The organism is Labilibaculum sp. DW002 (assembly GCF_029029525.1).
GTDB lineage: Bacteria > Bacteroidota > Bacteroidia > Bacteroidales > Marinifilaceae > Paralabilibaculum > Paralabilibaculum antarcticum.
Window position 1 is genome coordinate 2252497 of record NZ_JAKJSC010000001.1, and the last position, 25285, is coordinate 2277781.

Genomic DNA, 25285 nt, shown 5'->3' on the forward strand with positions numbered 1-25285 from the left:
AAAATATAAGAATCTGTATAACTTTGCATCGTAAATTAAAATACACCATGAATATTACCAGTGCACAATTTGTGATGTCCAACTCGGATATAAGTAAATGTCCTACCGATAACAAGGCCGAATACGCCTTTATTGGTCGTTCCAATGTTGGAAAATCATCTCTGATTAATATGCTGACCAACAATAAAAGTTTAGCGAAAATTTCAGTTAAACCAGGAAAAACACAGTTGGTCAATCATTTCATCATTAATAAAGAATGGTACTTGGTTGATTTACCAGGATATGGATTTGCAAAAGTTGCTAAGAACACAAAACAGCGATTTTCCAAATTAATTTTCAGCTACATTGAAAGTCGAACTACACTTATCAACCTATTTGTATTGGTAGACTGTAGGCACGAACCCCAAAACAAAGATGTTGACTTTATGGAATGGTTGGGTGTTAATGGAATTCCTTTTTCGATCATATTTACAAAAGCAGATAAGCTTAGTAAACAAAAATTAAAAGACAATGTAATAGCCTACGAGAAGGAGTTACTAACCTCATGGGAAGAAATGCCCCCTTATTTTATTAGTTCCGCATCTTCAGGTTTAGGAAAAGATGAAATATTAAATTACATAGAAGAAACCAACAAAAAGATTTCTTTGTAATCACAGCAGCACATAAAAGGGAGATCTCGTAAAGACATCTTCTTTTTTATTTTAAATAGATTTAGGTTTATCCTTTATAAATAGAATAAATAATTGCCTGAGACAGATTTAAACTCCTGTTTTTGAAGCAATATTTCATAAATTTGCACAGTACAATAGTTATCTGATTTATAAACAAATAATATTTTAATGAATGCCCCAATTAAAATTTTTGCAGGTTCAAAAAGTGAGAAACTAGCTTCTCAAATTGCCGAAGCTGCCGGACTAGAAGTCGGAAATTCAAGCATCGTTAACTTTAGCGATGGTGAATTCGAAGTTGCTTTCGAGGAAACCGTTCGTGGATCTCACGTATTTATTGTTCAATCGACTGTTCCTCCTGCTGACAACTTAATGGAACTTTTAATGTTGATTGATGCTGCCAAAAGAGCATCAGCTTATAAAGTTTGTGCCGTAATGCCTTATTTCGGGTTTGCTCGTCAGGACAGAAAAGACCGTCCCAGAGTTGCTATCGGGGCAAAACTGGTTGCCAACTTATTAATGGCTGCAGGTGTAGACCGTGTTATGACAATGGATTTACACGCAGATCAAATTCAAGGTTTCTTTGATGTTCCTGTTGACCACCTTTATGGTTCATCAGTCCTTTTACCTCATGTAAAAGCTTTGAAGCTTGAAAATCTGGTTATTGCTTCTCCTGATATGGGTGGTAGTAAAAGAGCAAATGCATATGCTAAGTATTTAAATGCTGGTCTTGCAATTTGTCACAAAAGTAGAGAAAAAGCGAATGTCGTTGGTGAAATGACTGCTATTGGTGATGTTGAAGGAAAGAATGTTGTTATTGTTGATGACATGATTGACACAGCTGGTACAATTGCAAAAGCTGCCAACATGCTTAAAGCTAAGGGAGCCCTTAGCGTTAGAGCCATTGCATCTCATGCTGTCCTTTCAGGTCCGGCTAACGAAAGAATTGAAGAATCAGCACTTGAAGAAGTTCTTTTCACTGATTCTATCCAATTGGATGGTGCTTCAACAAAGATTAAAACACTGACAATTGCAGACATTTTCGCAAAAACTATCCTTAATGTTTATAATAACGAGTCAATTAGCTCGAACTTTATTATTTAATTGATATATTTGCGGCGAATTTTGGTAAAACTATTTATAATCGTGTGATGGGATATAACTTGAGCCTACTTACCAAGGCGATGAAATTTATATTGAGTAGCATAACAAAAAAAGTACAATGAAAACTTTAGAATTAAAAGGTTCATTAAGAACAGATCTAGGAAAAAAAGCAACTAAAGCTTTGCGTAAAGCAGAATTAGTTCCTTGTGAACTTTACGGTGCAGGTGAAAACATTCACTTTTCTGTAAACGAAAGAGATCTAAACAAATTACTTTTCACTCCTGAAACTTTCATCGTTAAGTTTGATGTTGAAGGAAAAGTATTTACTTCAGTAATGAGAGAAGTACAATTTCACTCAGTAACAGACAAGCCACTTCACGTTGATTTCTTCCAGGTAACTGAAGATAAAGCATTCGAAGTTGAAGTTCCTGTAAAAGTTGAAGGTTTTGCTAAAGGTATTCAAGCTGGTGGTAAATTAGCTATCATCAACAGAAAACTAAAGGTAAAAGCTCTAATGGCTGATCTTCCAGAAAACTTACTTGTTGAAGTTAGCGATCTTGGTCTTGGTAAGAGTATCCAAGTTGGTGCTTTAGACTTCGAAAACCTGGAGTTATTGAATGCAAAGAACGCGGTTGTTGTTCAGGTTAAGCTTACAAGAGCTGCTCGTGCTGCTGCAAATAGCGGTGACGCTGTTGAAGGAGCTGAAGCTGCTGCTCCTGCTGCAGAGTAATTATTTGCTGCAATTAAAATATAACCTCCCACTTTTCAAAGAGTGGGAGGTTTTTTAATATCCTCCGTTTCTAAAAAAAAGAGGGAAATATTGAAATGAAAGTATTCATGGAAAATGCGATGAATATTTTAACTTTGATTTCGATATGATTCAATTTTTAAAAAATATATTTGGGCGGAATAAAACCCAAGCAAATAAAAATAGTACTGATATGAAATATTTAATTGTCGGGCTTGGAAATATTGGACCGGAATATTTTCACACTCGCCACAATATTGGGTTCAGAATTTTGGATGCTCTTGCCGAAACGGCAAAAATCGAATTCAAAGATGGACGCTATGGCGCCATTGCTGAATACAAATTCAAAGGTCGACAATACATTCTTGTAAAGCCCAGCACCTACATGAATCTTAGTGGAAAAGCTGTAAACTACTGGTTACAAAAAGAGAATATTCCTATTGAAAATATGATGGTTCTGGTAGACGATTTAGCCCTTCCATTTGGAACACTTCGTTTGCGACCAAAGGGTAGCGATGCAGGACACAACGGTCTTAAACATATCAACGAAACATTAGGTCATCAAAATTATACCCGCCTTCGTTTTGGAATTGGAGCTGATTTTAGCAGAGGCAAACAAATTGACTATGTATTAGGCAAATGGTCAGAAGAAGAGATTGAAAAACTGCCTGAACTGTACAAAATCTGTATTAATATGATTAAGGGTATTAGTACAATTGGCGTTCAGCGTACAATGACGGCTTACAATACGAAAAAGCAGTAAATAATATTTACTAGAGCATATAATAATCAATCCAAATAGTAAGCCATGGACAATAAAGTTAGAATTGACAAGTGGATGTGGGCTGTACGTATTTTCAAAACGAGAAGTATGGCAGCTGAAGCCTGTAAAAAAGGGAAAGTTACAATAGGCGGTGTTACTATAAAACCATCTCGTGAAATAAAAATAAACGATCAGATTGAGGTCAAAGTTCCTCCAATTACTCGTAGTTATTTGGTAACGGCCATATCCAGCAAACGAATGGGAGCAAAACTTGCAGTCGATTTTGTAAAAGATGTAACTGCTCAGGATCAACTTGACCTTTTAGTGGCGACTAAAGTTTATGGATTTGAAGCTCGCGATAGGGGAACTGGTCGCCCTACCAAACTAGACCGAAGATTAATTGATAAGTTGAAAGAGTAAAAATCTTCAATACTAAGTTTAATTACAGATAATTTCGAAACATGATTATTGCACAAGAAAAAAGAAAAACCAATTTAGCTGAATACATCCTTTATATGTGGCAAGTTGAGGATATCATTAGAGCTTATCAGTTTGACATTACTAAAATTGAAGAGAATATCATCAAACAATTTCAACAACCTGCTGAGGTTCATGCTGAAATTAAAGAGTGGTACGAAAATTTAATTGAAATGATGAAGATTGAGAAGATCGAAGAAAAAGGTCATCTACAAATCATCAAAAATAATATCAACGAGCTTTACGACTATCATGTTTTTCTACTAACAAAAGGAAAAGATGCTGCCTACAATAACCACTACCAACAAGCTCTTGGAAATATTACTGAATTTCGCGAAAAATCGAAAGCTTCTCAAGAAAACAATGACATAGAACTTTGCCTGACAGCTCTTTATGGTATTTTAATGCTTCGTTTGCAGAAAAAAGAAGTTTCTAAAGATACACTTGCAGCCGTTAGCTCATTTAGCGAAATGATTGCAACACTTACTGCAAAATATAAAGCTTTCGAAGAAGATAAGGACTAACTCTAAATACATCTTGAAAAATATGAGTCTAAACAGTAAATACAGTAATTGGCTATTACTACTTGTAGTTTCTTTCATATGGGGAAGCCCATATATTCTAAGAGAAATTGCTCTCAAAAGTTTTACTCACAGCCAAGTTGCTGCATTTCAGGTTTTCTTATCATTCATATTATTCTTGCCACTAATCTTCAAGAATTTCAAAAAGCTAAACAAAGAAAACATTGGACCATTATTGCTTTCAGGTATAGCTGGTAATATCGGTCCATCATTCTTCTTTGCCAAGGCACAAACATTAATCAATTCTTCATTAGCAGGTATGTTAAATGCCATGCTACCAAGTATTACTCTACTTCTTGCCATTCTTTTTTTCAAATCTAAAACCAACAAAAAAGTATTTGGAGGAATTCTTTTAGGTTTAGCAGGAACACTCGTATTGAGTTTCTCAGGGGAATCGCATGGAGCATCTTATTTTTGGGGTGTTTTTTATGTGTTTATGGCCATATTATCTGTCGCCATCAGCATCAATATCGTAAGTTTCTCTTTGCCCAAACTTAACGGTACCGAAATTGCCTCTCTTGCCTTTTTGTTCGTAGGACCAATGGCTGCTTGCTTTTTACTTTTTACCGATTTAAGTGCACCATTAGCATCCGAAACAGTCTCTAAAAGTGCTCTGATGCTTGGTTTGCTAGCAATTTTAACTTTTGGTGGTGTAATCTTCTACAATCAACTCATCAAAAAATCCTCACATGTATTCGCTGCTTCCATTGCTTATATCATCCCGATTGTGGCTATTTTCTGGGGAATTGTTATTGGCGGCGATCAAGTTTCAATTGCACAAATTGCATCAATATTAATTATCTTAGTCGGAGTACATCTAACGCACCGATAAAGTGAATAAAAACATCCTCCTTGCCATTTCTTCAGGATTACTATTGGGATTGCCATTTTGCATTCCCTCACTCTTTTTTCTGATCTTTTTTGCATGGATTCCACTTCTTTGGCTCGAAGAAAAAACAATTAATCATCACAATCCTTACTTATTATTCAATTATACCTTTCTAAGCTTTTTAATTTGGAATACTTTGGCCTATTGGTGGGTTGGCGAGGCTCAAATAGTAGGCCTACTCTTTATCCTTCTCATCAATTCTCTTTTGCTTGCGCTGATTTTTTGGTTGGTTAGCAGAACGAGAAAATCACTTAGAATATCCATTCTATTTCCCTTCCTTATTATTTGGCTTGGATTTGAATATTTTGCCACCTGGTGGGATTTGGCTTGGCCATGGCTCAACCTAGGAAATGCCTTTGCTTCATCGCCAAAATGGATACAATGGTACGATATTACAGGTACTCGTGGTGGCAGCTTATGGATTATCCTCATCAACTACAGCCTGTTTAAAATCTATCGAGAATCAACCGGTTTCCAATACTCTCGAATAGTCATTTCAATACTTTTAATTGCATTACCACTTCTTTGGTCATCAATTCGAATGAATAATAATGAAGAAAGTTTTGGCAGCAAAAGTTTCGCACTTATTCAACCCAATCTTAATCCGTACACGGAAAAATTTGTAGCCGAAAATGAAGAACGATTTTTTGCTGATTTTCTAAAAACAGCCGATTCGATTTGTTCAGCTCAACATCCCGATTTCTTATTTGGTCCCGAAACTACGATTCTCCAATCTATTGATGAAAGCAATCCAAACCAATCTATTTATTACGCACAACTTCTTGATTTAAAAAAGAAATATCCCAATACTAGCATTCTATTAGGCGTACACAGCAATATCGGATCAAAATCTTTCAATTCAGCTCTATTTCTAACTGATACCACTATTCCTCAGTTTTATCACAAAACAAAATTAGTTCCCTTGTTCGAGAGAGTTCCCTTTGACAAATATCTTCGCTTTTTAAAAGATTGTTCCATTGAAATTGGTGGTTACAAAGGAACCTATAGCAATGAGAATGATATTGATTATTTCTCATCTGATTCTCTTGCAATAATACCAGTAGTTTGTTTCGAATCAATATTTGGTGATTATTGTGCACAAAGGGTTCCTACCATAGCTGGATTTCAATGCATGATTACCAATGATGGTTGGTGGAAATCTACACCAGGATATCAGCACCATTTCAATTTTAGCCGTATTAGAGCAATCGAAAGTAGACGAGAGTATATTCGGGTAGCAAATAATGGAATTTCTGCTCACATTAGTGCAAAAGGCACAATTATTGCTAAAACAAGTTGGTGGAAAAGATCTGTGTTAACTGGCAAAGTAAATTTACTAAAGGAGCATACGTTTTATTCTCAGCATGGAGATTATATCGGTCGTGTTTGCCTCTTTATTGCAAGTCTTTTATTAATCTTTGTTAAAATTCGTGTTACAACACAATCTAAAACTAAAAGATAGAGTTAAATGTTTTACATTTATTTCTAGAATAGTTTTTCTGATTAAAAAATCTAAAAAATAAAATATATGAGACGATTGATATTTGTTCTAATGAGCATTTTCTTATTTGTAGGATCGGCAAATGCCATAACAAAACACAAGAAGATTGAAAAGACATTTAAAGCTGGAGAAAACCTTAGAATAGAATCGAAATACAGTAAAATTCAAATTAAACATTGGGATAAAAACGAAATTAGATTCGAGGTTTTAATTAGCGTTGAAGGATCGAACGAAGAGAAAACAAAAAAGATGGCTAATAATATTACCATCGATTTTACTGAAGGTGAAAAACAGCTGCTTGCTAAAACTGTTCTTGGTGACTTTTTCTCTCTTAAAAAACTGACCAACTCTCTTTTTAATAAGGGTAAAATTAAAATCAAATATACAGTGCAAGTTCCATCAAATGTAAATTTGGATATTGTACAGAAAAACGGTGATGTGTTTATGGACAATCACGATGCTAATGTAAATCTTGATTTAACCAGTGGCAATTTTACAGCTCAAAACTTAATGGGAGAAAACTCTTTCACCATAACAGGCTGTACTTTTAAAGCCCAAAAATTAAATGACTCAAAATTAATTGTTGCAAACTCTAAAGTAACAATTGAAAATGCAGAAAAAATATCTGGAGAAAGCCGCGATTCTGAATTCAAAATTCAAGTAATCGACAACTTAAATATTAAATCGGCCAGAGATAAATTCGATATCAAGGAAATTGAATACTTGTATGGATCGTCAAATTTTTCGAAAATTGAAATTAGCCAAATGGGTGGCGAAATTGATTACGATCAAAAATTTGGTCACATCAATGTTTTCAACATCAACAACATGTTTTCTTTCATTAAAATAGATTCGAAACATGGCGATGTAGGCCTTAGCTTTATGGAAGGATGCCAAATCGAATACGAAATTAATCACAAATCGGTTAAATTCGATAATGCTGCAGACTTTAAACTTTCGAACGAACCAACTGCCGATAAAAATACTTTTATTGCCAAAGGTCGTGTTGGAGATAAAAAAGCTTTCTCTAAACTGAATATTAGAGCAAATAATTGCAAAATGAGATTGCAGTAATGAAATTCTAAATCCCCTTAAAGGGACTTCATAAAAATGAAAGACCAATTCCCCGCGGAGTTGGTCTTTTATTTGCACAGTAAAGTATTGATTTATATAGAAATTCATTGGTCGACAGCCTAAAAATGCCCTTCTCATGCATTAAACCACTTACAACCATGTACTTTTCTTTTACTTCCTACCGAACTCACTCAATAATATGGTGATTTTAGTATGCTAAAAGTTTCAGAGTTTATCAATTTCTAATTCCTCTAACTAAACTCCTTAAAAATTCTCGACTTTTTCACATTTCGTCATACAACACAAAGCCTTTTTTGATTAAATTTGAAACTATGTCCATTACAAGAAAAAAATACTTCCTACTTCTTATTATTTTCATTTTAATATTCTCCGAAAAAGGATTTTCAGAGGATAAATTTAAAATCGGTTTTTCGCAATGCACATCGGAAGATAGCTGGCGAAAAGCAATGCAAAGTGAAATGCAAAATGAATTGATTCTATTTCAAAATATGGAATTAATAATAACTGATGCAGATGACAATAATGAAAAACAAATTAGAGATATTAGAGAGTTAGTGAAAAGCGGAATCGATTTGCTTATCGTTTCTCCTAACGAGTCGGCACCGATTACCCCAATTGTAGAAGAGGTTTATCGAAAGGGTATTCCGGTAATTATTCTTGATCGAAAAATTGATAGTGAAAACTATACAGCTCAAATTAGCGCTGACAATTACCTGATTGGAAAAGAAGCTGGTAAATATGCTGTCAAACTTTTAAATGGCGAAGGAAATATTGCAGAAATTTGGGGGCTGAAAGGTTCTAGTCCTGCCATTGAACGCCACAAAGGATTCTCAGAGATTATCAACAAATATCCTAATATTAAAATTATTTTCTCAGAAACAGGAGAATGGTTCAAACAAGGTGGTACCCAAATGATGGAGTTAGCGATTGAACAACATGATGATATCAATTTGGTTTTTGCACATAACGATTACATGGCTATTGGCGCGTATGAGGTACTACAATCAAAATTTGGCGAACACAAACCCTTTTTACTTGGGATTGATGGTCTTCCCGGACCAAATGATGGTGTTGATGCTGTCATTCATAAGAAAATGAATGCCACTTTTTTATATCCAACAGGTGGTTCAGAAGCCATAGAATTAGCCCATAGAATTTTAACAAAAAAGGAATTTGAAAAAAATATCATACTTAAAACAGTAGTTATTGATTCTACCAACGCAGAAATTCAAAAACTGCAAACTGATCAGATTCTTTCCCTGCAGGGAAAAATATCCACAGCAAAAAACATTCTCGACTCTCAAATTATAAAATACAAAAGTCAACGAATGTGGCTAATTATAATTGTCGTATTTCTCTTCCTATTGATAATTTTAGGTATTCTACTTTATCAGGCCTACAAAAATAAAATAAAAGCAAACCTGACTCTTAAAGAGCAAAAACAACAGATAGAACTTCAAAACGAGCAACTAATTGTCATTTCTGATCAACTAGAAGAAGCTACGCAAACAAAATTGAAATTTTTCACTAATATTTCTCATGAATTTAGAACTCCTTTAACCCTAATCCTTGGGTCAATTGAGAATCTTTTAGATCAAAAAGTTAAAGACAGAGAATCACATCAACAGTTAAGTGTAATGCTTCGAAATGCCAATCGACTGCTTCGCTTAATCAATCAACTGATGGATTTTAGAAAAATAGAGAATGAAAAAATGCAAATGAAAATTTCTAAGAATGATATCAATAAGTTCATTAAAGAGATTTCAGATTCGTTTAAAGAATTGGCAAATAAAAAGAACATTAACTATTCCTATTTGTCGACCATACAAAAAGAAGACTTGTATTTTGATACCGATAAACTTGATAAAATCCTCTTCAATCTTTTATCGAATGCTTTTAAATTCACACCCAACCAAGGTAAAGTTGCTGTTTATCTTGAAAATTCAAGACGAAAATTTAATGGCGAGAATAGAGAATGTGTAAAAATTAGTGTAGTTGATTCCGGTAGTGGAATTTCTGAATCGGATCTTAAAAATATCTTTCAACGATTTTATCAAGCAAAAACCAATGCTTCGTTTCCGGGAACTGGAGTAGGCTTGTCTTTAACCAAAGCTCTGGTTGAATTGCACTCTGGAATTATAGAAGTTGAGAGTAGTTTGGGAATTGGGACAACATTAACGGTTTATTTGCAAAAAGGGAAATCACATTTTAATGATGCTGATTTAATTTTTGCCGATCCTCAAGAAAAAGATACCTCAAGACAGATTCCATCAGAATTGGATGAAATGGACTATATTCCTCAACTTACCGATTCAAATGAGGACGAAAATCCTTCCTTTCTAACAAACAAAGAAATTCGGATTCTTATTGTAGAAGATAACCCAGACGTATTAGAGCATATTGCCGATTCGCTAAAAGGAAACTTTAAAATTTTAAAAGCTGAAAACGGGAAACAAGCGTTAAAAGTGATTGAAGCAGAGAATCCGGAATTGATCATTACCGACTTAATGATGCCAGTGATGGATGGATTGGAATTAACAGACATTGTAAAATCGGATTTAAAAACCTGTCATATTCCGGTCATCATGCTAACCGCAAAAGCCTCGCAAGAACATAAAATTGAAGGCTTGGAAATTGGTGCTGATTCCTATATTCCAAAACCTTTTAACAAGAAACACTTGCAGGTAAGAGTGCGAAAACTAATCGAAAGTAAAAAAAGAGTACGAATTCATTATCGTGAAAATATCGATTTCACAGAGCAAAAAGATGGAATCAACAGATTGGATCAGCAGTTTCTGAAGAAAGCTTGCGAAGCAATTGAAACCAATTATCAAAATTACGATTACGGTGTTGAAGAATTAAGCAAAGATGTTAGTTTATCGAGAGTTCATTTGTACCGTAAAATAAAGAACTTAACCGATTTATCGGCCAGTGAATTTATTAGATCTGTAAAGCTAAAGAAAGCCTCATCCCTGCTTTTAGAAAGTGACTTAAGCATTTCTCAGATTGCCTATCAAACAGGATTTGCCAGCCCGTCCTATTTTAGCAAATGCTTTAAAGAGAAATTTAAATTATCTCCCAAAGAATACATCAAACAAAAAAAATAAAGTAGAAGATTGCATAGTAAAAATAGAAATTTATACACAGTAAAAACCATAGCACCTCCTCTTTTATTGGTATTCTTAGCTAATCTTTAATACCTGAATTAGATAAATAAAAAAATCCGGGTCGTACAGACTCCGGATTTTTCATTATTCATAACACTTTGTTTCACCAAACTGATTTTAACTTATAAAATTTGGCCTCTTTAACCGAAATGTTACCACCACTAACTATTTCTAGTTTATCAAACTTTTCGGTAGAAAAAAATTGATCTGTCACTACCACTTCACCACCATTTACAAATACTTCGATGGAAGATTCATCAATAAGTATCTGTAATTTAATTCCCGTTTTACAACTAACATCTGCTTTATCGATGCTTGCAAACGCATCTGAAAACGAAGAATCCTTCAATTTCGTTCTATCAATAGTAAAGCTTTCATCTACTCCAGAATAAAAGGCTTCCAATTCTTCTCCTACCGAATTACTTAGCTTAATACCAAATTTTTGTGGTTGTTCATCCCATACTATTTCCAAATCTATTTCAATAGGAATTGCCTTAAAAGGAATTGCATTTGCAACATCAAAATTCCCTTTTATATCCTGATTCGGAATGATATAACATTCCTCCCGAATTAATTCCAACTCTTTAACCGGCACAGAATTTAAGTGATACTTGTTATTCTCTTTTTTTAAAATTAACTCTCTTGGAAAGGTATTTGCACTTCTCCAATTTTCAGTTGGAACAAGGGTGGCATATTGCCAATTACTCATCCAACCAATAAACAGCACTCTTCCATCCTCTTCCGGTACATTCGACCAAGTTACCCCAGCATAATTATCTCTTCCATAATCAAGCCATTTGATATCCTTTTCTGTACTCACAAATTCTTTCCCATCAAAATCACCAATAAAATACTGAGTTGCAGAACCACCATTTGGACCTCCATCTCCAATACTTACAATCAAAATCCATTTTACCCCATCGCTTCCGTCCACTTTTATTGGGAACAAATCGGGACACTCCCAAACACCACCATGTGATCCCAATTCTTTTCCAAAATCACTTTCAAAAGTCCAATCGATTAAATTCGAAGAAGAATAAAAACTGATATGATCCTGCACTGCCAGAGACATAATCCATTTCTTAGATTCTTTGTGCCAAATTACTTTAGGATCTCTAAAATCTCTAATCCCAGGGCTTTTTAAAACAGGATTCTTTTCATACTTGCTCCAAGTTCTTCCTTTATCTATGCTATAAGCAATTCCTTGAGACTGAAAATCATTTCGTCCGGCCTTTTCTCCTTCCATATTGTGGTAGGTATAAATAGCAACCATTGCTGGCTTGTCTGCAGAACCAAAACCAGAGGTATTTTCATAATCAATAACTGCAGAACCAGAAAATATATATCCCAATGAATCGGGATACAAAGCAATTGGCAAATGTTCCCAATGCATTAAATTCTTACTTACGGCATGCCCCCAGTGCATTGGTCCCCAAACGGTGCTATCTGGATAATATTGATAAAACAAGTGATATTCGCCCTCGTAATAAACCATTCCGTTTGGATCGTTCATCCAATTGGCTTCAGGTGTGAAATGAAACTGTGGACGATGTTTTTCCTGATACACCTTTGTTGTACTTTCCTCTTGTTTTCTTTCACTTGTTAAATTACAAGAAGAAATCATTGCAGAGACAATTAGAATTATGAATAAGTAGTTTTTCATTTTAAATCAATTAATAAGATACATAGATATTGTTCAAGTCGCCATCCACATTAATTTTATCTGCTGGCACACAATTAAAAATTTCGGTTGTTTCGTTTACATAGAAAACTCGCTTGCTATTATCATCAGAGATTAACAAATTCGTAAAACGATTCTTACTTCCACTCACCGATCGTATAGTTACAGGATTTATAATTCCTTCATTCCAATTGCAGGTAATCGAGGAACTAGATATTAAATTGGCATTTCCTTCCACACGAATTACTCCGTAATCTTTATCCTTAGCCCGCAATTGAACACTTTGACTAAGAGCATTTCGCAACCAATAAATATTATTGCTAATCAAATTATTATCTCCATGTAATTCCAACATTCCAACGTGGTAACTTTGAAAGTTATTGGACGATACATTGGTATAAGTACAATTAGTCATTTTTAAATTCACATCACCATCCGGATAAACATGGTTTCCTTCAAATACAAAGTTCTCTTGGTTAGAAAGAGTAACCGTTACACCTCCAGATTGAGCTCCCAATTGACAATTTGCAATCATGTTTTGAATACCATAATTCATTACAATACTGTTCAAGCATTCTGACATCCAACATTTTTCAATGATCATTGCGTCGGCTGCAATGACAAAAATTCCATAGTTCAAGTTGATGCCAACTACATTATCAATACGAATACCATCATTATCCTGTTGGATATAAATACCTGTACCTTTACGCTCAGAACCACCTGAAATCAATAAATTCTTAATATTTACACCTGAAATTCGGTTCTTCCTTCCATTTACATCAGGAATGCTTGGTATACGAATGCCATAAGTAGAACTACCTAGAATTAATTTACTGCCACCACCAGGATTTACCATATCACCTGCTGGTACATCAATATTACTCCGAAGACCGTTATTAACTCCTTTTATGGTAACAAAATTTCTGGTTATTTCAATTGGATTGTTCAGTAAAAAATCTCCTTCAGGAATAAGTATAAGTCCGCCAGAAGCAGGAAGTGCAGCCAAAGCCTTTTCAAATGCTGGGGCACAATCAGTTAACCCATCGCCAACTGCACCAAAATCAGTAATTACATACTCAGGTGTTACCAAGGTATCGTAAACATTGATGACATTAGTTATTTCCTCAATCGTATCACTTGTATCGCAAGCCCAAAAGCTCGCAAATAACATAAGTGTAAACATTATATGAATTGCTTTTCTTAGCATTTTGCTCTTTTCTAATTTAATTCCATACTGATTTTAATTCCCACATATCTAAGCTAAGTAAGTTTGAACTATCCTTATTTGAAAACAGTTCAATCTTACGACTGTTTGGATCTGGAAATATCAAACAAGAAATCACTGTTTCTCCATCATTACCAAACACTTCAATCGTCGACTGATCAACAAGAATGTGCAATTTAATTTTTTGATCATTCATTTGAAGAGGTCCTCTGTAGATCTTTGCAAATGATGTACTAAATTCATGCTCCCCTGATTTTCTTCGATCGATATATAATTCAGCCGTTTCCGAATTATACCCGACAATAGTTTCCTCATCGTTCCCTTTAGCAATCTTAAATCCAATCTCAGATTTTTCACTCAATTCAAATTCCGCAATCAATTCATAAGTATTTTTTTCTGGCATAAATACAGATAAATCATCATCTTTATTGATAGAAACATTCTCAAGATGAAAATGATTTTCTCTAAGCATTTCTATCTCCTTGATTGGGTTCTGCACCAAACAAACTCCTTCTTTGAGTGTTTTTAACTCGACGGTACGCGGAAATGATTGACATCCTAACCATGGTTTTGTTGGAACATCGCTAGCATATAACCAATTACTCATCCATGCCAACCACACTCTTCGATTATCATTTTCAGGCATATTTACCCAAGATCGCACCGCATAAAAATCAGGTCCATAATCAATCCACATTGCCTTTTCTCTGTCACTTGTTGCCAATGTTTTACTCTGTATTATATGATCGACAATTATATGACCAAAACCACCTTCATAATCATCTACTATTTGAATATTAGCTATCTTACCTTTCAAATCACCTACATCCCACCCTTTCCAGATAAGAGCTTCAGTATTGTATCCTGTTGCCGATCGAACAATTTCATTTTCCACGATCAAATTAACACACTCTTTATCAGGATGATTACCGCCTCCAATCAAGAAATTGATGAAATCCTCTTTAATCTGAAACTTTGGTGAGCTCAATTTTCCTTTAGATGCATCTTTCTTATGGAAACTATTTATGAATTGATCACCTTCTTTACCAAGAATAGCACATTGCATAAAAAGTTCTTTTTTAGCTGGAGATTCTTTAAATGCTTCTCCTTCGATATCCCAGCTATCTAAATCGCTTTCAAAGTCGAATAAAACCTCACCTTCGGGTTTAAAATCATTATAAGCCAGTCGCTTTTCAAAATTAGGGTCGATGGTAAACTTTTCACCATCAAAATCACCTATAAAATACTGTCCACTAAACGGTTGCACATCTACTTCTAAAACCCACTTTATATTATTTACATCACCATCAACTGCTAATGGAAATAAATCAGGACACTCCCAAACTCCTTCACGTGCTCCATAAGGACCAAAATCGCTTAAAAACCTCCACTCCTTTAAATTATCAGATCCGTAAAATCTAACTCTACATTCTCCAGCAAGTGCTACGGCCATAACCCATTTTTGGCTCGATTCGTGCCAAAAAACCATAGGATCCCTAAATTCGGTAGAATTAATATCAATTACCGGATTCTGTTTGTAAGGAGTAAATGTAAACCCTTCATCATTGCTGTATCCTATAGATTGTTGCTGCACAAAGTCTCCCTTTCTTAACTCGGAGTAAACAGACACAATAGGAGGTTCCCCATTTGTTCCAAATCCTGAAGTATTTTCCCAATCAACAACCGAAGCACCAGACATCATTTGTATGCTACCATTCCTCTTTTTCTCCTTCAAGGAAAAATCCCAGTGAATGAGATCTGCACTCGATGCATTTCTGAAATTAAGATGATAAAGTCCCTCGTAATAAATCATTCCAGTAGGATCATTCATCCAACCCTCAGGGAAAGAAAAATGATATTGTGGTCGATATTTTTCGCTGAATAAATTTGATTCTTTCTTAGCATTACAGCCAAATAGTAGGAACATAAGAAGAAGAATACACACACACAACTGAAATTTTCCATTAAAATTCATAAGCTAAAATTTTGAATGACTATTACTCGATTTTAAATTCCTCGATAACACCCTTGATGTGATTGGTTGGAAAAGGCCCGGCCTTACAACCTTACTAACTTATTCCTACCAGCAACTTAGCGCACTTTCATCCATGAAATTTGTTGGTTTTGAAATTGTAGAAATAAAAATTTCCGGGACGCAAACGCCCCGGAAAAATGATCTTAATTTGTTCTATTATTATTTGTTTCTGTAGCTACATAAGTTAAAATATTCTGCGTCACTCTTTGGACATTATCCATAAACGTATTTTCTCCATCCACAGACTTCCAATCATAAGCTCCAGCACTAAATGCAATAACAGTCCCTTGTTGAGGAGTTCCTGGAAATTCGGCCATTAAAACCAATACCGTTCTGTCAAAATCCCACTCAGTTGATGCCAAACTAATTCCATAATCAGGGAAAATCGTGTTTTCATCCCAAACAGTCCACCATGCTTTGTTATCTTTTCTCCATGCTCCACCACTAATTAAAAAAGCAGATTCGATGGTTTCCATTCTTAACCCCTGAAAAATTGGATGATCAGTATGTCCTCTAAAACTCATGCCCCAATTGTCTGGATTCTCGAATTCTATAGGAGCACCACCAGCTTCTGTAATTCCGTGTCCTTGCTGTACCACTTCAATTTCTTCTAAATATTGAGTTGCAAATCCACTTAAGTACAAGCCTCCACCATTATTTCTGTAGTTTACTAATGCAGTTAAAACTTCTTGTTTCAAGGCACTTCCAGGCAGTGATACTTCAGTGTCGTAATGCCACCAAACCACATCTGTTTCATTTAAAATAGATGCATCGTTTGCCAACTGATCAAAACTCATATAGGTTATATTTGGGAATGTTGATTTTCCCCACTGAGCTGCGGCTAATTCATCTTCATTCGTTATTTCAGAAATTGCAGAACTTGTTCCCAACACAAGTAATCTCGTTGATTTAGTGTCCATAGCACCATATTCAACACTTACAATAAATTGTTTGCTTTGTCCGCTATTTTCTAATGTATATGTTACAGGTGAAGAAAAATCTACTATCGTTCCGTTAGCCGGAGAAATTTCAGAACCATATGATCCTTCAACAAAAGGAGTCAAAGAGGTAATATCTGCATAAGGAGGTACTGAAAGGCTAACTGTTGCATTAAGCACATCAATTTCACCTTTTACATCAAATCCTTCCAGAGAAAATTCAACCATCTCAGGATTAATACTTCCAAGACTGTTCATTCCTTCTTCATCACAGGAAGTAAATAATAATCCTGCTACTAAAAATGAAAACAAACTGATATATATATGTTTCATGTTTTTTTATTGTTAGTTAAAACTCAAATTAATACGCAGGGTTCTGAATGTAAATTCCACCACTTCTATCTATCTCATCTTGAGGAATCGGTAAATATTCATTCTTTCCGGCCACAAAATTTGCTCCATTTAGATAAGTTCTTTTTGATGCTTCCTGCTGGATATATGTATTTAAAACTTCAGATGCATCACCCCATCTTACCAAATCATAAAATCTAATACCTTCTAAAGCCAATTCTAATCTTCTTTCGAATTTTAAAGCTTGTAATCCATAAGATTGAGTCCATGTCGCAGATGGATATAAACCTATTTTATAATTTGCAGCATCTGAAATCCCGTCTAAAGTTTTAACATAAGGCGAATTTTGAGCTCTTTCTCGAATAGAGTTTATTATTGATCTAGCTTCTTCTAGATTTTGGTTAGACTGAATTAGAGCTTCAGCTTTCATTAAAATCAAATCGGAATACTTAATTATAGGCCAATTCAATGGTGATCCTCCCCACGGCCAACCTTTTATCATATAAGGAGAAGTTGGATCTATCTGGCATTTTTTGGATCCTAATGTTCCATAAGTACCTGCATCTCTCACCCAAGTCTCATTATACACTTCATCTTTAAATTCTTTCCAAGGAATTCCTAAGCGACCAATTGTGTGGTCTAATCGAGGATCTACTTGATCTGAATTTGTTACATCAGATGAATTAAAAGAATCAAATAATGGTAATCCATTTGCATCTACTTTATAAGCATTTGCAAGATTCTGGCTTGGCATATGAAAATTATCTCCATTATAAGCTGCTCCACGTGGTGTATTCAAAAGGTTTCCCCAATTTATATTACCGGAAGCCGAGCCATCATTGGTAGAAAATTCAATTGACCAAATGAACTCAGGTCCATGTTCAGAATCTACATCCCAAAGCTTTGTGAAGTCACTAAACAAACCGTATCGTCCTGAATTAATGACAGCATCAGCCTGAATTACAGCCTCATCCCATTTAGCTTGAAACAAATAAGTTCTGCACAAATAAGCATGAGCCGCAAACTTATTAACTTGACCTGCAAGCTCTCTTTGTTCTGGTAGTTTCTCAATAGCATCAAGAAAGTCAGCTTCAATATGACCCCAAAGTTCTTGCACATTAAAAGTATTTGGTACTTTCTCACGTTCATCAAAAGAAATACTTTCATCGATATAGACATACGAACCAAAATTTTTCATTAGATCGAAGTAAAAATGTCCACGAATCAATCGCAATTCTCCAATGTGAATGTCTCTTAATGGTACATCTTCCAGAGAAACGTCTCTTAATGCTCCTAAAGCTTCATTTACACGACTAATTCCAACATATAGAGCTTTCCATTTACGTTCTAATGTAAAGTTATCCGCACGAATATTTCCCAATTCCAAGTCATGATATTCTGAAATATCACCAACACCGCCACCACCTTTATAGGCATCATCAGAACGCACATCGCAAAAACTCCAATTTGATGCAGGTTGAAAAAAAGCAGGATTTGGATCCGTAAAATTTTGAGCTAAACCTGCATAAGCAGAGTTTACAAGAGTTGCAATTCCCTCTGGAGTTTGCAACTGACTACTGTTTAAAGCACCTTTTGGTTCAGCATCAAGAAACTCGTCTTCATTGCAGCTAGTAAATAATAAAGCTGCAATTGCGAAAATGTATAGTAACTTATTTATTTTTTTCATTATCGTGATTTTTAAGACTAAAAGTTAACATTTACTCCAAGCATGAAATTCTTCGTGTGGGGGTATAACTGACTATCAATACCCAATGAAGTCGCAGATGATGCACCTACTTCGTAATCCATTCCTGTATAATCAGTTAATGTTAGGAGATTTTGTCCTTGTAGATAAAACCGAACCTTTGACGCTCCTATTTTCTTTGCCATGAAATTTGGAAGAGTATATCCTAAAACAATACTCTTAAGTTTTATATAGCTTCCATCCTCTACAAAATAGGTTGAAGTTCTAAACTCATTATTGATATTGGACGTTGTAACCGCTGGAATATTTGAATTTGAATTCTCGGGAGTCCATGCATTTAAAACATTTGTTCCGTGATTAAAATTCCAATATGTAAAATCTGTCATTTGTTTGTGAACGTTATAAATATCTCTTCCCGATACTCCTTCGATAAATGCAGAAAAATCGAAATTTTTATATTGAACATTCATATTCACACCAAAGGTAAAATCAGGGTGTGGATCTCCAATGTAAGTTCGATCCTGATCATTCACAACGCCATCATTATTTAAATCCTTATAGCGAATTCGCCCAAGACCTTCATCATTTGCACTCAGTCCATCTTGTGTAGCATGGCTATTAATTTCTTCAATTGAGCGGAATAATCCGTCAGCAACATAACCATAAAAAACAGAAACGGGTTTTCCTTTTACAATACGTCCAACACCTAAATCATAGAAATCATTCCCTTCGGTAAGTTTTGTCACCTTATTTTTTAATGCACTAAAATTTAAACCAATATCGTAGGTTAATTCTTTCGAATTGTCACTATGATAATTCAAGTTCATCTCGATTCCAGAATTTTCCATTTTTCCGGAATTGATCCAAGGCGCATTACCTTCACCTGATACAGACATCATTGGAGGATTAATCAACATTCCACTAGTTTCTTTAATGAAATAATCCGCAACAATATCAATTCTATTATTTAATAAGCCCAGATCAATACCAATATTAGTCTGTTTTGTAGTTTCCCATCTTACATTTGAATTCCCAATAGAAGAAATACTGTATCCAGCCGAAGGAGTCGAATTGTCACCGCTTAAATTATAATTAGAACTTTCCACGTTAGGAGCATAAGTAGTATAAGCTGCTGTTGTAGCAATCTTTTGATTTCCAGTTTTACCATAACCGAAACGCAATTTAAGATTTGAAATTTCCTCCAATTCAGATAAGAATGATTCCTCGCTTAATCGCCATCCAAAAGAAAAAGCAGGAAAGTAACCTGTTCTGTTGTCAGCTCCCAATCGCGAAGAACCATCACGACGAAGTGTAAATGAAGCTAAATATTTATTATCCAAAACGTAATCAAGCTTACCAAAATAAGATAGTAAAGAAGATTCGTCTCCTATTCCACCACTGGTTGATTCACCTGTACCTGCATTCAAGTATCTAAAATCAGAACTCTCAATTAAAAAATCGCTGGTTCTTCCCCAAAGGTTTTCTTTTTCAAAATGAATGGCTTCGTAACCTAACAATCCAGAAAAAGCGTGAATACCGAATTTTTTATTATATGTAAGGGTATTTGTCCAAGTCCAACTTGTTTCCTCTGCATAATCCTCTGTTAAATAATTTACATCAACAGAACGAGTTCCTTCACTCCATTTGGGTTCAAAGTTTTTATACTTATTGTTGATATAATCAATACCAAATGACGTTTTGAACTTTAATCCACTAATGATTTCAGCCTCGGCAAATGCATTTCCAAAAATTCGGTATTTTTTTCTCTTATTATCCTTATTGTCATTTAAAACTCTAACCGGATTTGACTTATCACCCAAGCCACTAGTTGGTCCTGCATAATTTCCATTGACATCATAAATTGGAATTAATGGGTGTTGAAATAATACTGTGTGAGTAAAATCACCAACTGTCGGTTCAACCTGTGTGCTGTATGATATCATCATGTTTTCACCTAAGGTTAACCATTCTGCTGGTTTAAACATGGTATTTAGTCTGGATGTTATTCTTTTGTAACCAGTATCCATCATAATACCATCTTGATTTAAGTAAGAAGTACCCCAGAAAACCGATGTTTTCTCAGTTTTACTATTTAAACTCAAGTTGTAATACTGCATTAAGGCAGGATCAAATACTTCATCAACCCAATCAGTATTTCCAGCAGGAATCAGATTATCTTCATCAATAAAGGAAGGCATTACAGGTTCCGCTCCATTACCATATTGCGGATGTGAAGGAGTTTGACCCGCCTTACCTTGTGCTGCCCAATACACTTCTCCCCATTCTTTTGCATTCAAAACATCCAATCGATCTCGTAAAGTTTGAACACCAACATAGGAATCAAAATTAATATCCAATTTCCCTTTTTTACCTTGCTTGGTTGTTATGACAATAACACCATTAGAAGCACGAGAACCATAGATAGATGCAGATGCTGCATCCTTCAGTACCTGAATTGATTCAATATCTCCAGGATTTAAACTATTTAAACCTGTTTCTGTTGGTACTCCATCAATTACATACAGTGGAGAATTATCATTAATGGTACTGAAACCGCGAATACTCACAGATGTATTATCTCCACCAGGTGAACCATCTGATGAAATAGAAACTCCGGCGACACGTCCTTGAATTGATCCCAGAACACTTGCATTTGACTCTCCAACAGCTTCTTTCATATCGATAATAGCAACTGCTCCTGTTAAATCTGCTTTTCTTTTCGATTGATATCCCGTAACAACAACCTGATCCAATTGTTGGGAATCTTCTTCCATTACAACGTTTACGGTACTAAGTCCGTTAACAGGAATTTCCTGAGTTTTAAATCCAACAAAAGAAAATTGAATTATTCCTTTTGTCGAGACTTCTAATACGTACTGACCATTAATGTCTGTTACAGTACCATTCGTAGAGCCTTTTTCGACTACTGAAACTCCAGGAATTCCCTCATCGGAGTTGAGCATTGTAACTTTTCCGTTAACATTGATTGTCTGTGCCAATGCATTTAACGGAACTGAAACCGCAAGAAAAATCAATAGAGCTGCCATTGATTTTTTTGTGATTTGTAAGAATTGATTTTTCATAGAAATTTTAATTAGGATTGATTCATAATTCGTAAAACTTCACTCATATCATACTTTGGTGTGGCTCCCTCTTTAGAGGCAACAAACGCCCCAGTTGCTGAGCCAAAATTCAATGCTTCCTCTGGTGATTTATTTTGTAATAAAGCTGATAGGAAACCAGCTAAAAATGCATCACCAGCTCCTACAGCATCAACTGCAGCAACCTTATAACCTAAATGCTTAAAAAATTGATTATTTGTAAACAGAACAGCACCCTTAGCGCCTTTGGTCACACAAACCATAGAACATTGGTACTGTTCTGAGAACCAACTAATCAAGTCTTCTTCATTTTTGGAGGTCTTTCCGTACCATCCCGATATCTGGATCAACTCCTCATCGTTCAGTTTTGCGATGTCAGCTTTGCCAAGCAATAATTCGACATCTTCTTTCTGATCGAAAGGAGGACGGAGATTTACATCAATTATTTTTAAACAATCTGAATCCAACACATTCAATATTGTTTGTTTTGCTTTCTTATTTCTAGAACCTAAAGTCCCAAATATGACTATTCCTGATTCTTTTACTTTAGTAGACAATTGCTCAGGATATTCTAAATGATCCCATGCTACAGGTTCACAAATCTCATATTTCGCATTATTTTTATCGTCCAAATGCACCAACACTTCACTTGTTGGCAAATCTGTGTCAAGCTGAATCAAATCTGTATTCATTCCTGATTCTTCCAAAAAACACTTTAGTTTTAAACCTTGTTCATCATTCCCAATTCTACTTGCGAATTGAACATCTAGCCCAATATTATTTAATTGCAACGCCACATTCATAGGTGCGCCACCTGGCTTAGGACCAGTGGGTAGCATATCCCATAACATTTCACCGACACTTATAATTTTTTGATTTTTAATGTCCATCACAGTTTTTTATCAATTTATATTTGACTTAAGCCCGTTTTAATTCCTTTTGGATTTGTTCCAATGATTTACCTTTGGTTTCAGGGAAGAACTTGAATACTACAATCAACTGCACCATCATAGCCACAGAGAATATTGTAAAAGCGACACCTCCGCCATTCACTCCACTTTCTGCAATTGCAGGAAACATCCAAGATACCATTGCGGCCATTATCCAATGCGTAAAACTACCTAAGGCCTGACCTTTTGCTCTTACTTTATTTGGGAAAATTTCGGAAATAAATACCCAAATTACAGCACCTTGGGAAAAAGCAAAACATGCAATAAATCCGACCAAATAAGCTACTACAAGTATATTAGCTGTTGATCCCTCAAATAATGTTTTTGCAACCAAACCAAGGAAAAACACCATTCCAGTTGATCCAATAAGCAATAATTTTTTACGCCCAATTTTATCGATAACAGTCATTGCTAATAATGTAAAAATAAAATTTGTTGCTCCAATCACTACAGATTGAAGTAAAGCATCATCTTTGCCAAAACCTGTCATTTCAAATATTCGAGGTGCATAATACATGATTGCGTTGATTCCAGACAACTGATTAAAAATTGCAATTAAAATTGCCAGTAATACAGGAAAACGATATGCTTTGGAAAAAAGATTTGCATTCCCAGAATTACTATCCTCGATCATTGATTCTTCTATTTCCTTCAATTCCTTTTCTGGGTTTAATGAGGCTAGCCTCTTCAGTAAACCTAAAGCTTCCACTGACTTGCCTTTCAGTACCAATAGACGTGGTGAAGCTGGAATATAAAATAACAAGAAGAAGAATATAGCAGATGGAATTGCTTGAACTCCTAACATCCAACGCCAAGATTCCGTTTCAACAATTGAAGAAATAAGGTAATTGGAAAAGAAGGCTAATAAAATACCACTTACAACATTAAGCTGAAACATACCAACTAGTCTTCCTCTTAAATGAGCAGGTGCAATTTCTGCAATATACATAGGTCCGATAACCGATGATGCTCCAACGCCTATTCCGCCAATAAAACGGAACGTGACAAAAATAGTCCAGTCACTTGTCATAGCTGTAACTAATGCCGTAATTCCATATATGGCTGCTATTACAAGCAGAACCTTTTTTCTACCAAATTTATCAGCAGGCTTTCCTGCGGTCATTGCTCCCACGATTGTTCCTATCAATGCTATCGCAACAGTAAAACCATGCCAAAATCCATCCAATCCGAACATCTCTTGAATCGATTTCTCAGCTCCCGATATTACTGCCGTATCGAAACCAAATAGTAATCCGCCCAAGGCTGCAATTAAAGCACATGTAAATACATAGGTATTTCTCTTCTTCATCTCCGTTTTATTAAATCATTTAAATTTTCATAACGAATCTAATATGTTAGTCAAGAATAGTACCCAACATATGTTACCAACAGTAGCATTTATGTATCAAAACACAGAAAAACAAACGTTTGTATGAAATATGTTACCATTTTAGTATAAATGTTACCTATGGAATTAGGTTGCGATACAAAAACCTGATAACCATTCAAATTAACACTTGACAATCATACATCATTATTTTTAACGCCATTTAAATCCTTGATATCATCCTTTTTATTATCTTCCTCAGAAATTAATAAAAGAACAACATGAAGAGGATAGCTATACTGCTTTTACTAAGCTTTACAATAACAACTGGATTTGCTCAAACACATCTGAAGCAACATTTTGAAAAAGATATAATAAGCTATACCAATGCATTTAACCAAAAGGAATGGAATAAGGTTACTCAAATGATGTATCCTCGCATGTTCGAGATGATGAGTAAAGAAAAGATGATATTGGTATTAGAGCAAATGGACAATTTAGGTATCAAAATGACAACCGATTTTCGATCTATAGATAAAATCTCTCAAGTGGTTGAAAACGGAAAAGAAAAGTACTGCAAAATACTATATTATGGAGTTATTAATGTAAAGTTGTCTGGGCTTATGTCGCAAGGAAGTGCATTAATTCAGCCTCAGTTTGAACAAGAATTTGGCAAAAAAAATGTAAAATACAATGAATCGAGCAATTCGTTTACCATTCAGGCTCATAGGTCGATGCTTGCTGTTGCCGATAAAAAATCAGACAACTGGAAATACATAGATGTGAATTCTCCACAGGCAAAAGGTTTAAAAAGATTAATTCCTGTAAGAGTACAAGAACAATTAAACGAATAAATATCATTAAATTAATTTCCATTCCATAAAGAGCTTTATTTTATCATCTTACCAATAGTCTTCATGTCATTTTACGCCTAATAGTTCAATTGCTATATTGGAAGATAGAAAGAATTAAGTTA

19 protein-coding genes are annotated in these 25285 nt (G+C 35.0%); 11 read left to right on the top strand and 8 right to left on the bottom strand.

The annotated features are described in order from the left end of the window. The first annotated feature begins 47 nt into the window (after positions 1–47). The 10 genes from yihA to L3049_RS08750 all read left to right on the top strand — a co-directional run bounded on the left by yihA (position 48) and on the right by L3049_RS08750 (position 10933). Positions 48–650, top strand: a complete 603-nt coding sequence (gene yihA, locus L3049_RS08705) for a ribosome biogenesis GTP-binding protein YihA/YsxC (RefSeq protein ID WP_275109420.1) — start codon at positions 48–50, stop codon at positions 648–650. 189 nt (positions 651–839) lie between these two features. Continuing rightward, positions 840–1772, top strand: a complete 933-nt coding sequence (locus tag L3049_RS08710) for a ribose-phosphate pyrophosphokinase (protein ID WP_275109421.1) — start codon at positions 840–842, stop codon at positions 1770–1772. 118 nt (positions 1773–1890) lie between these two features. Next, entirely contained in the window at positions 1891–2502 is a 612-nt protein-coding gene (locus L3049_RS08715) for a 50S ribosomal protein L25/general stress protein Ctc (RefSeq protein WP_275109422.1), read from the top strand. 211 nt (positions 2503–2713) lie between these two features. Beyond that, positions 2714–3283 (top strand): aminoacyl-tRNA hydrolase, encoded by a 570-nt coding sequence (gene pth, locus L3049_RS08720; protein WP_275109423.1) that lies wholly within the window; start codon positions 2714–2716, stop codon positions 3281–3283. Between the two features lie 45 nt (positions 3284–3328). Next, the gene (locus tag L3049_RS08725) at positions 3329–3703 is read left to right on the top strand and encodes an RNA-binding S4 domain-containing protein (RefSeq protein ID WP_275109424.1); all 375 of its coding nucleotides are present in this window, start codon (positions 3329–3331) and stop codon (positions 3701–3703) included. A 41-nt stretch (positions 3704–3744) separates the two neighbouring features. Continuing rightward, positions 3745–4284, top strand: a complete 540-nt coding sequence (locus L3049_RS08730; RefSeq protein WP_275109425.1) for a DUF4924 family protein — start codon at positions 3745–3747, stop codon at positions 4282–4284. Positions 4285–4306: 22 nt separating this feature from the next. Beyond that, positions 4307–5173 (top strand): DMT family transporter, encoded by an 867-nt coding sequence (locus L3049_RS08735; protein ID WP_275109426.1) that lies wholly within the window; start codon positions 4307–4309, stop codon positions 5171–5173. 1 nt (position 5174) lies between these two features. Then, positions 5175–6692 (top strand): apolipoprotein N-acyltransferase, encoded by a 1518-nt coding sequence (gene lnt / locus L3049_RS08740; RefSeq protein ID WP_275109427.1) that lies wholly within the window; start codon positions 5175–5177, stop codon positions 6690–6692. 66 nt (positions 6693–6758) lie between these two features. Further along, the gene (locus tag L3049_RS08745) at positions 6759–7805 is read left to right on the top strand and encodes a hypothetical protein (protein WP_275109428.1); all 1047 of its coding nucleotides are present in this window, start codon (positions 6759–6761) and stop codon (positions 7803–7805) included. Between the two features lie 332 nt (positions 7806–8137). Next, the gene (locus L3049_RS08750) at positions 8138–10933 is read left to right on the top strand and encodes a hybrid sensor histidine kinase/response regulator transcription factor (protein ID WP_275109429.1); all 2796 of its coding nucleotides are present in this window, start codon (positions 8138–8140) and stop codon (positions 10931–10933) included. Between the two features lie 163 nt (positions 10934–11096). Here L3049_RS08750 and L3049_RS08755 read toward each other — a convergent pair whose 3' ends face one another. The 8 genes from L3049_RS08755 to L3049_RS08790 form a co-directional block, all read right to left on the bottom strand. Further along, positions 11097–12656, bottom strand: coding sequence for a glycoside hydrolase family 32 protein (locus L3049_RS08755; protein WP_275109430.1), 1560 nt, complete (start codon positions 12654–12656; stop codon positions 11097–11099). A gap of 10 nt (positions 12657–12666) precedes the next feature. After that, positions 12667–13884, bottom strand: a complete 1218-nt coding sequence (locus L3049_RS08760) for a glycosyl hydrolase family 28-related protein (protein WP_275109431.1) — start codon at positions 13882–13884, stop codon at positions 12667–12669. 16 nt (positions 13885–13900) lie between these two features. Further along, the gene (locus tag L3049_RS08765) at positions 13901–15877 is read right to left on the bottom strand and encodes a glycoside hydrolase family 32 protein (protein WP_275109432.1); all 1977 of its coding nucleotides are present in this window, start codon (positions 15875–15877) and stop codon (positions 13901–13903) included. A gap of 203 nt (positions 15878–16080) precedes the next feature. Next, complete coding sequence (locus L3049_RS08770; protein ID WP_275109433.1) at positions 16081–17208, bottom strand: DUF4960 domain-containing protein; 1128 nt, start codon at positions 17206–17208, stop codon at positions 16081–16083. A gap of 28 nt (positions 17209–17236) precedes the next feature. Then, entirely contained in the window at positions 17237–18913 is a 1677-nt protein-coding gene (locus L3049_RS08775) for a RagB/SusD family nutrient uptake outer membrane protein (RefSeq protein ID WP_275109434.1), read from the bottom strand. Between the two features lie 17 nt (positions 18914–18930). After that, positions 18931–22014, bottom strand: coding sequence for a SusC/RagA family TonB-linked outer membrane protein (locus L3049_RS08780; protein ID WP_275109435.1), 3084 nt, complete (start codon positions 22012–22014; stop codon positions 18931–18933). An 11-nt stretch (positions 22015–22025) separates the two neighbouring features. Next, the gene (locus L3049_RS08785) at positions 22026–22922 is read right to left on the bottom strand and encodes a carbohydrate kinase family protein (RefSeq protein WP_275109436.1); all 897 of its coding nucleotides are present in this window, start codon (positions 22920–22922) and stop codon (positions 22026–22028) included. Positions 22923–22950: 28 nt separating this feature from the next. After that, a complete protein-coding gene (locus L3049_RS08790; protein ID WP_275109437.1) occupies positions 22951–24291 on the bottom strand; it encodes a sugar porter family MFS transporter in 1341 nt (446 codons plus the stop codon). Positions 24292–24590: 299 nt separating this feature from the next. Between L3049_RS08790 and L3049_RS08795 the strand changes: the two genes are divergently transcribed. Beyond that, positions 24591–25163, top strand: coding sequence for a hypothetical protein (locus L3049_RS08795; RefSeq protein ID WP_275109438.1), 573 nt, complete (start codon positions 24591–24593; stop codon positions 25161–25163). Positions 25164–25285: the final 122 nt, after the last annotated feature.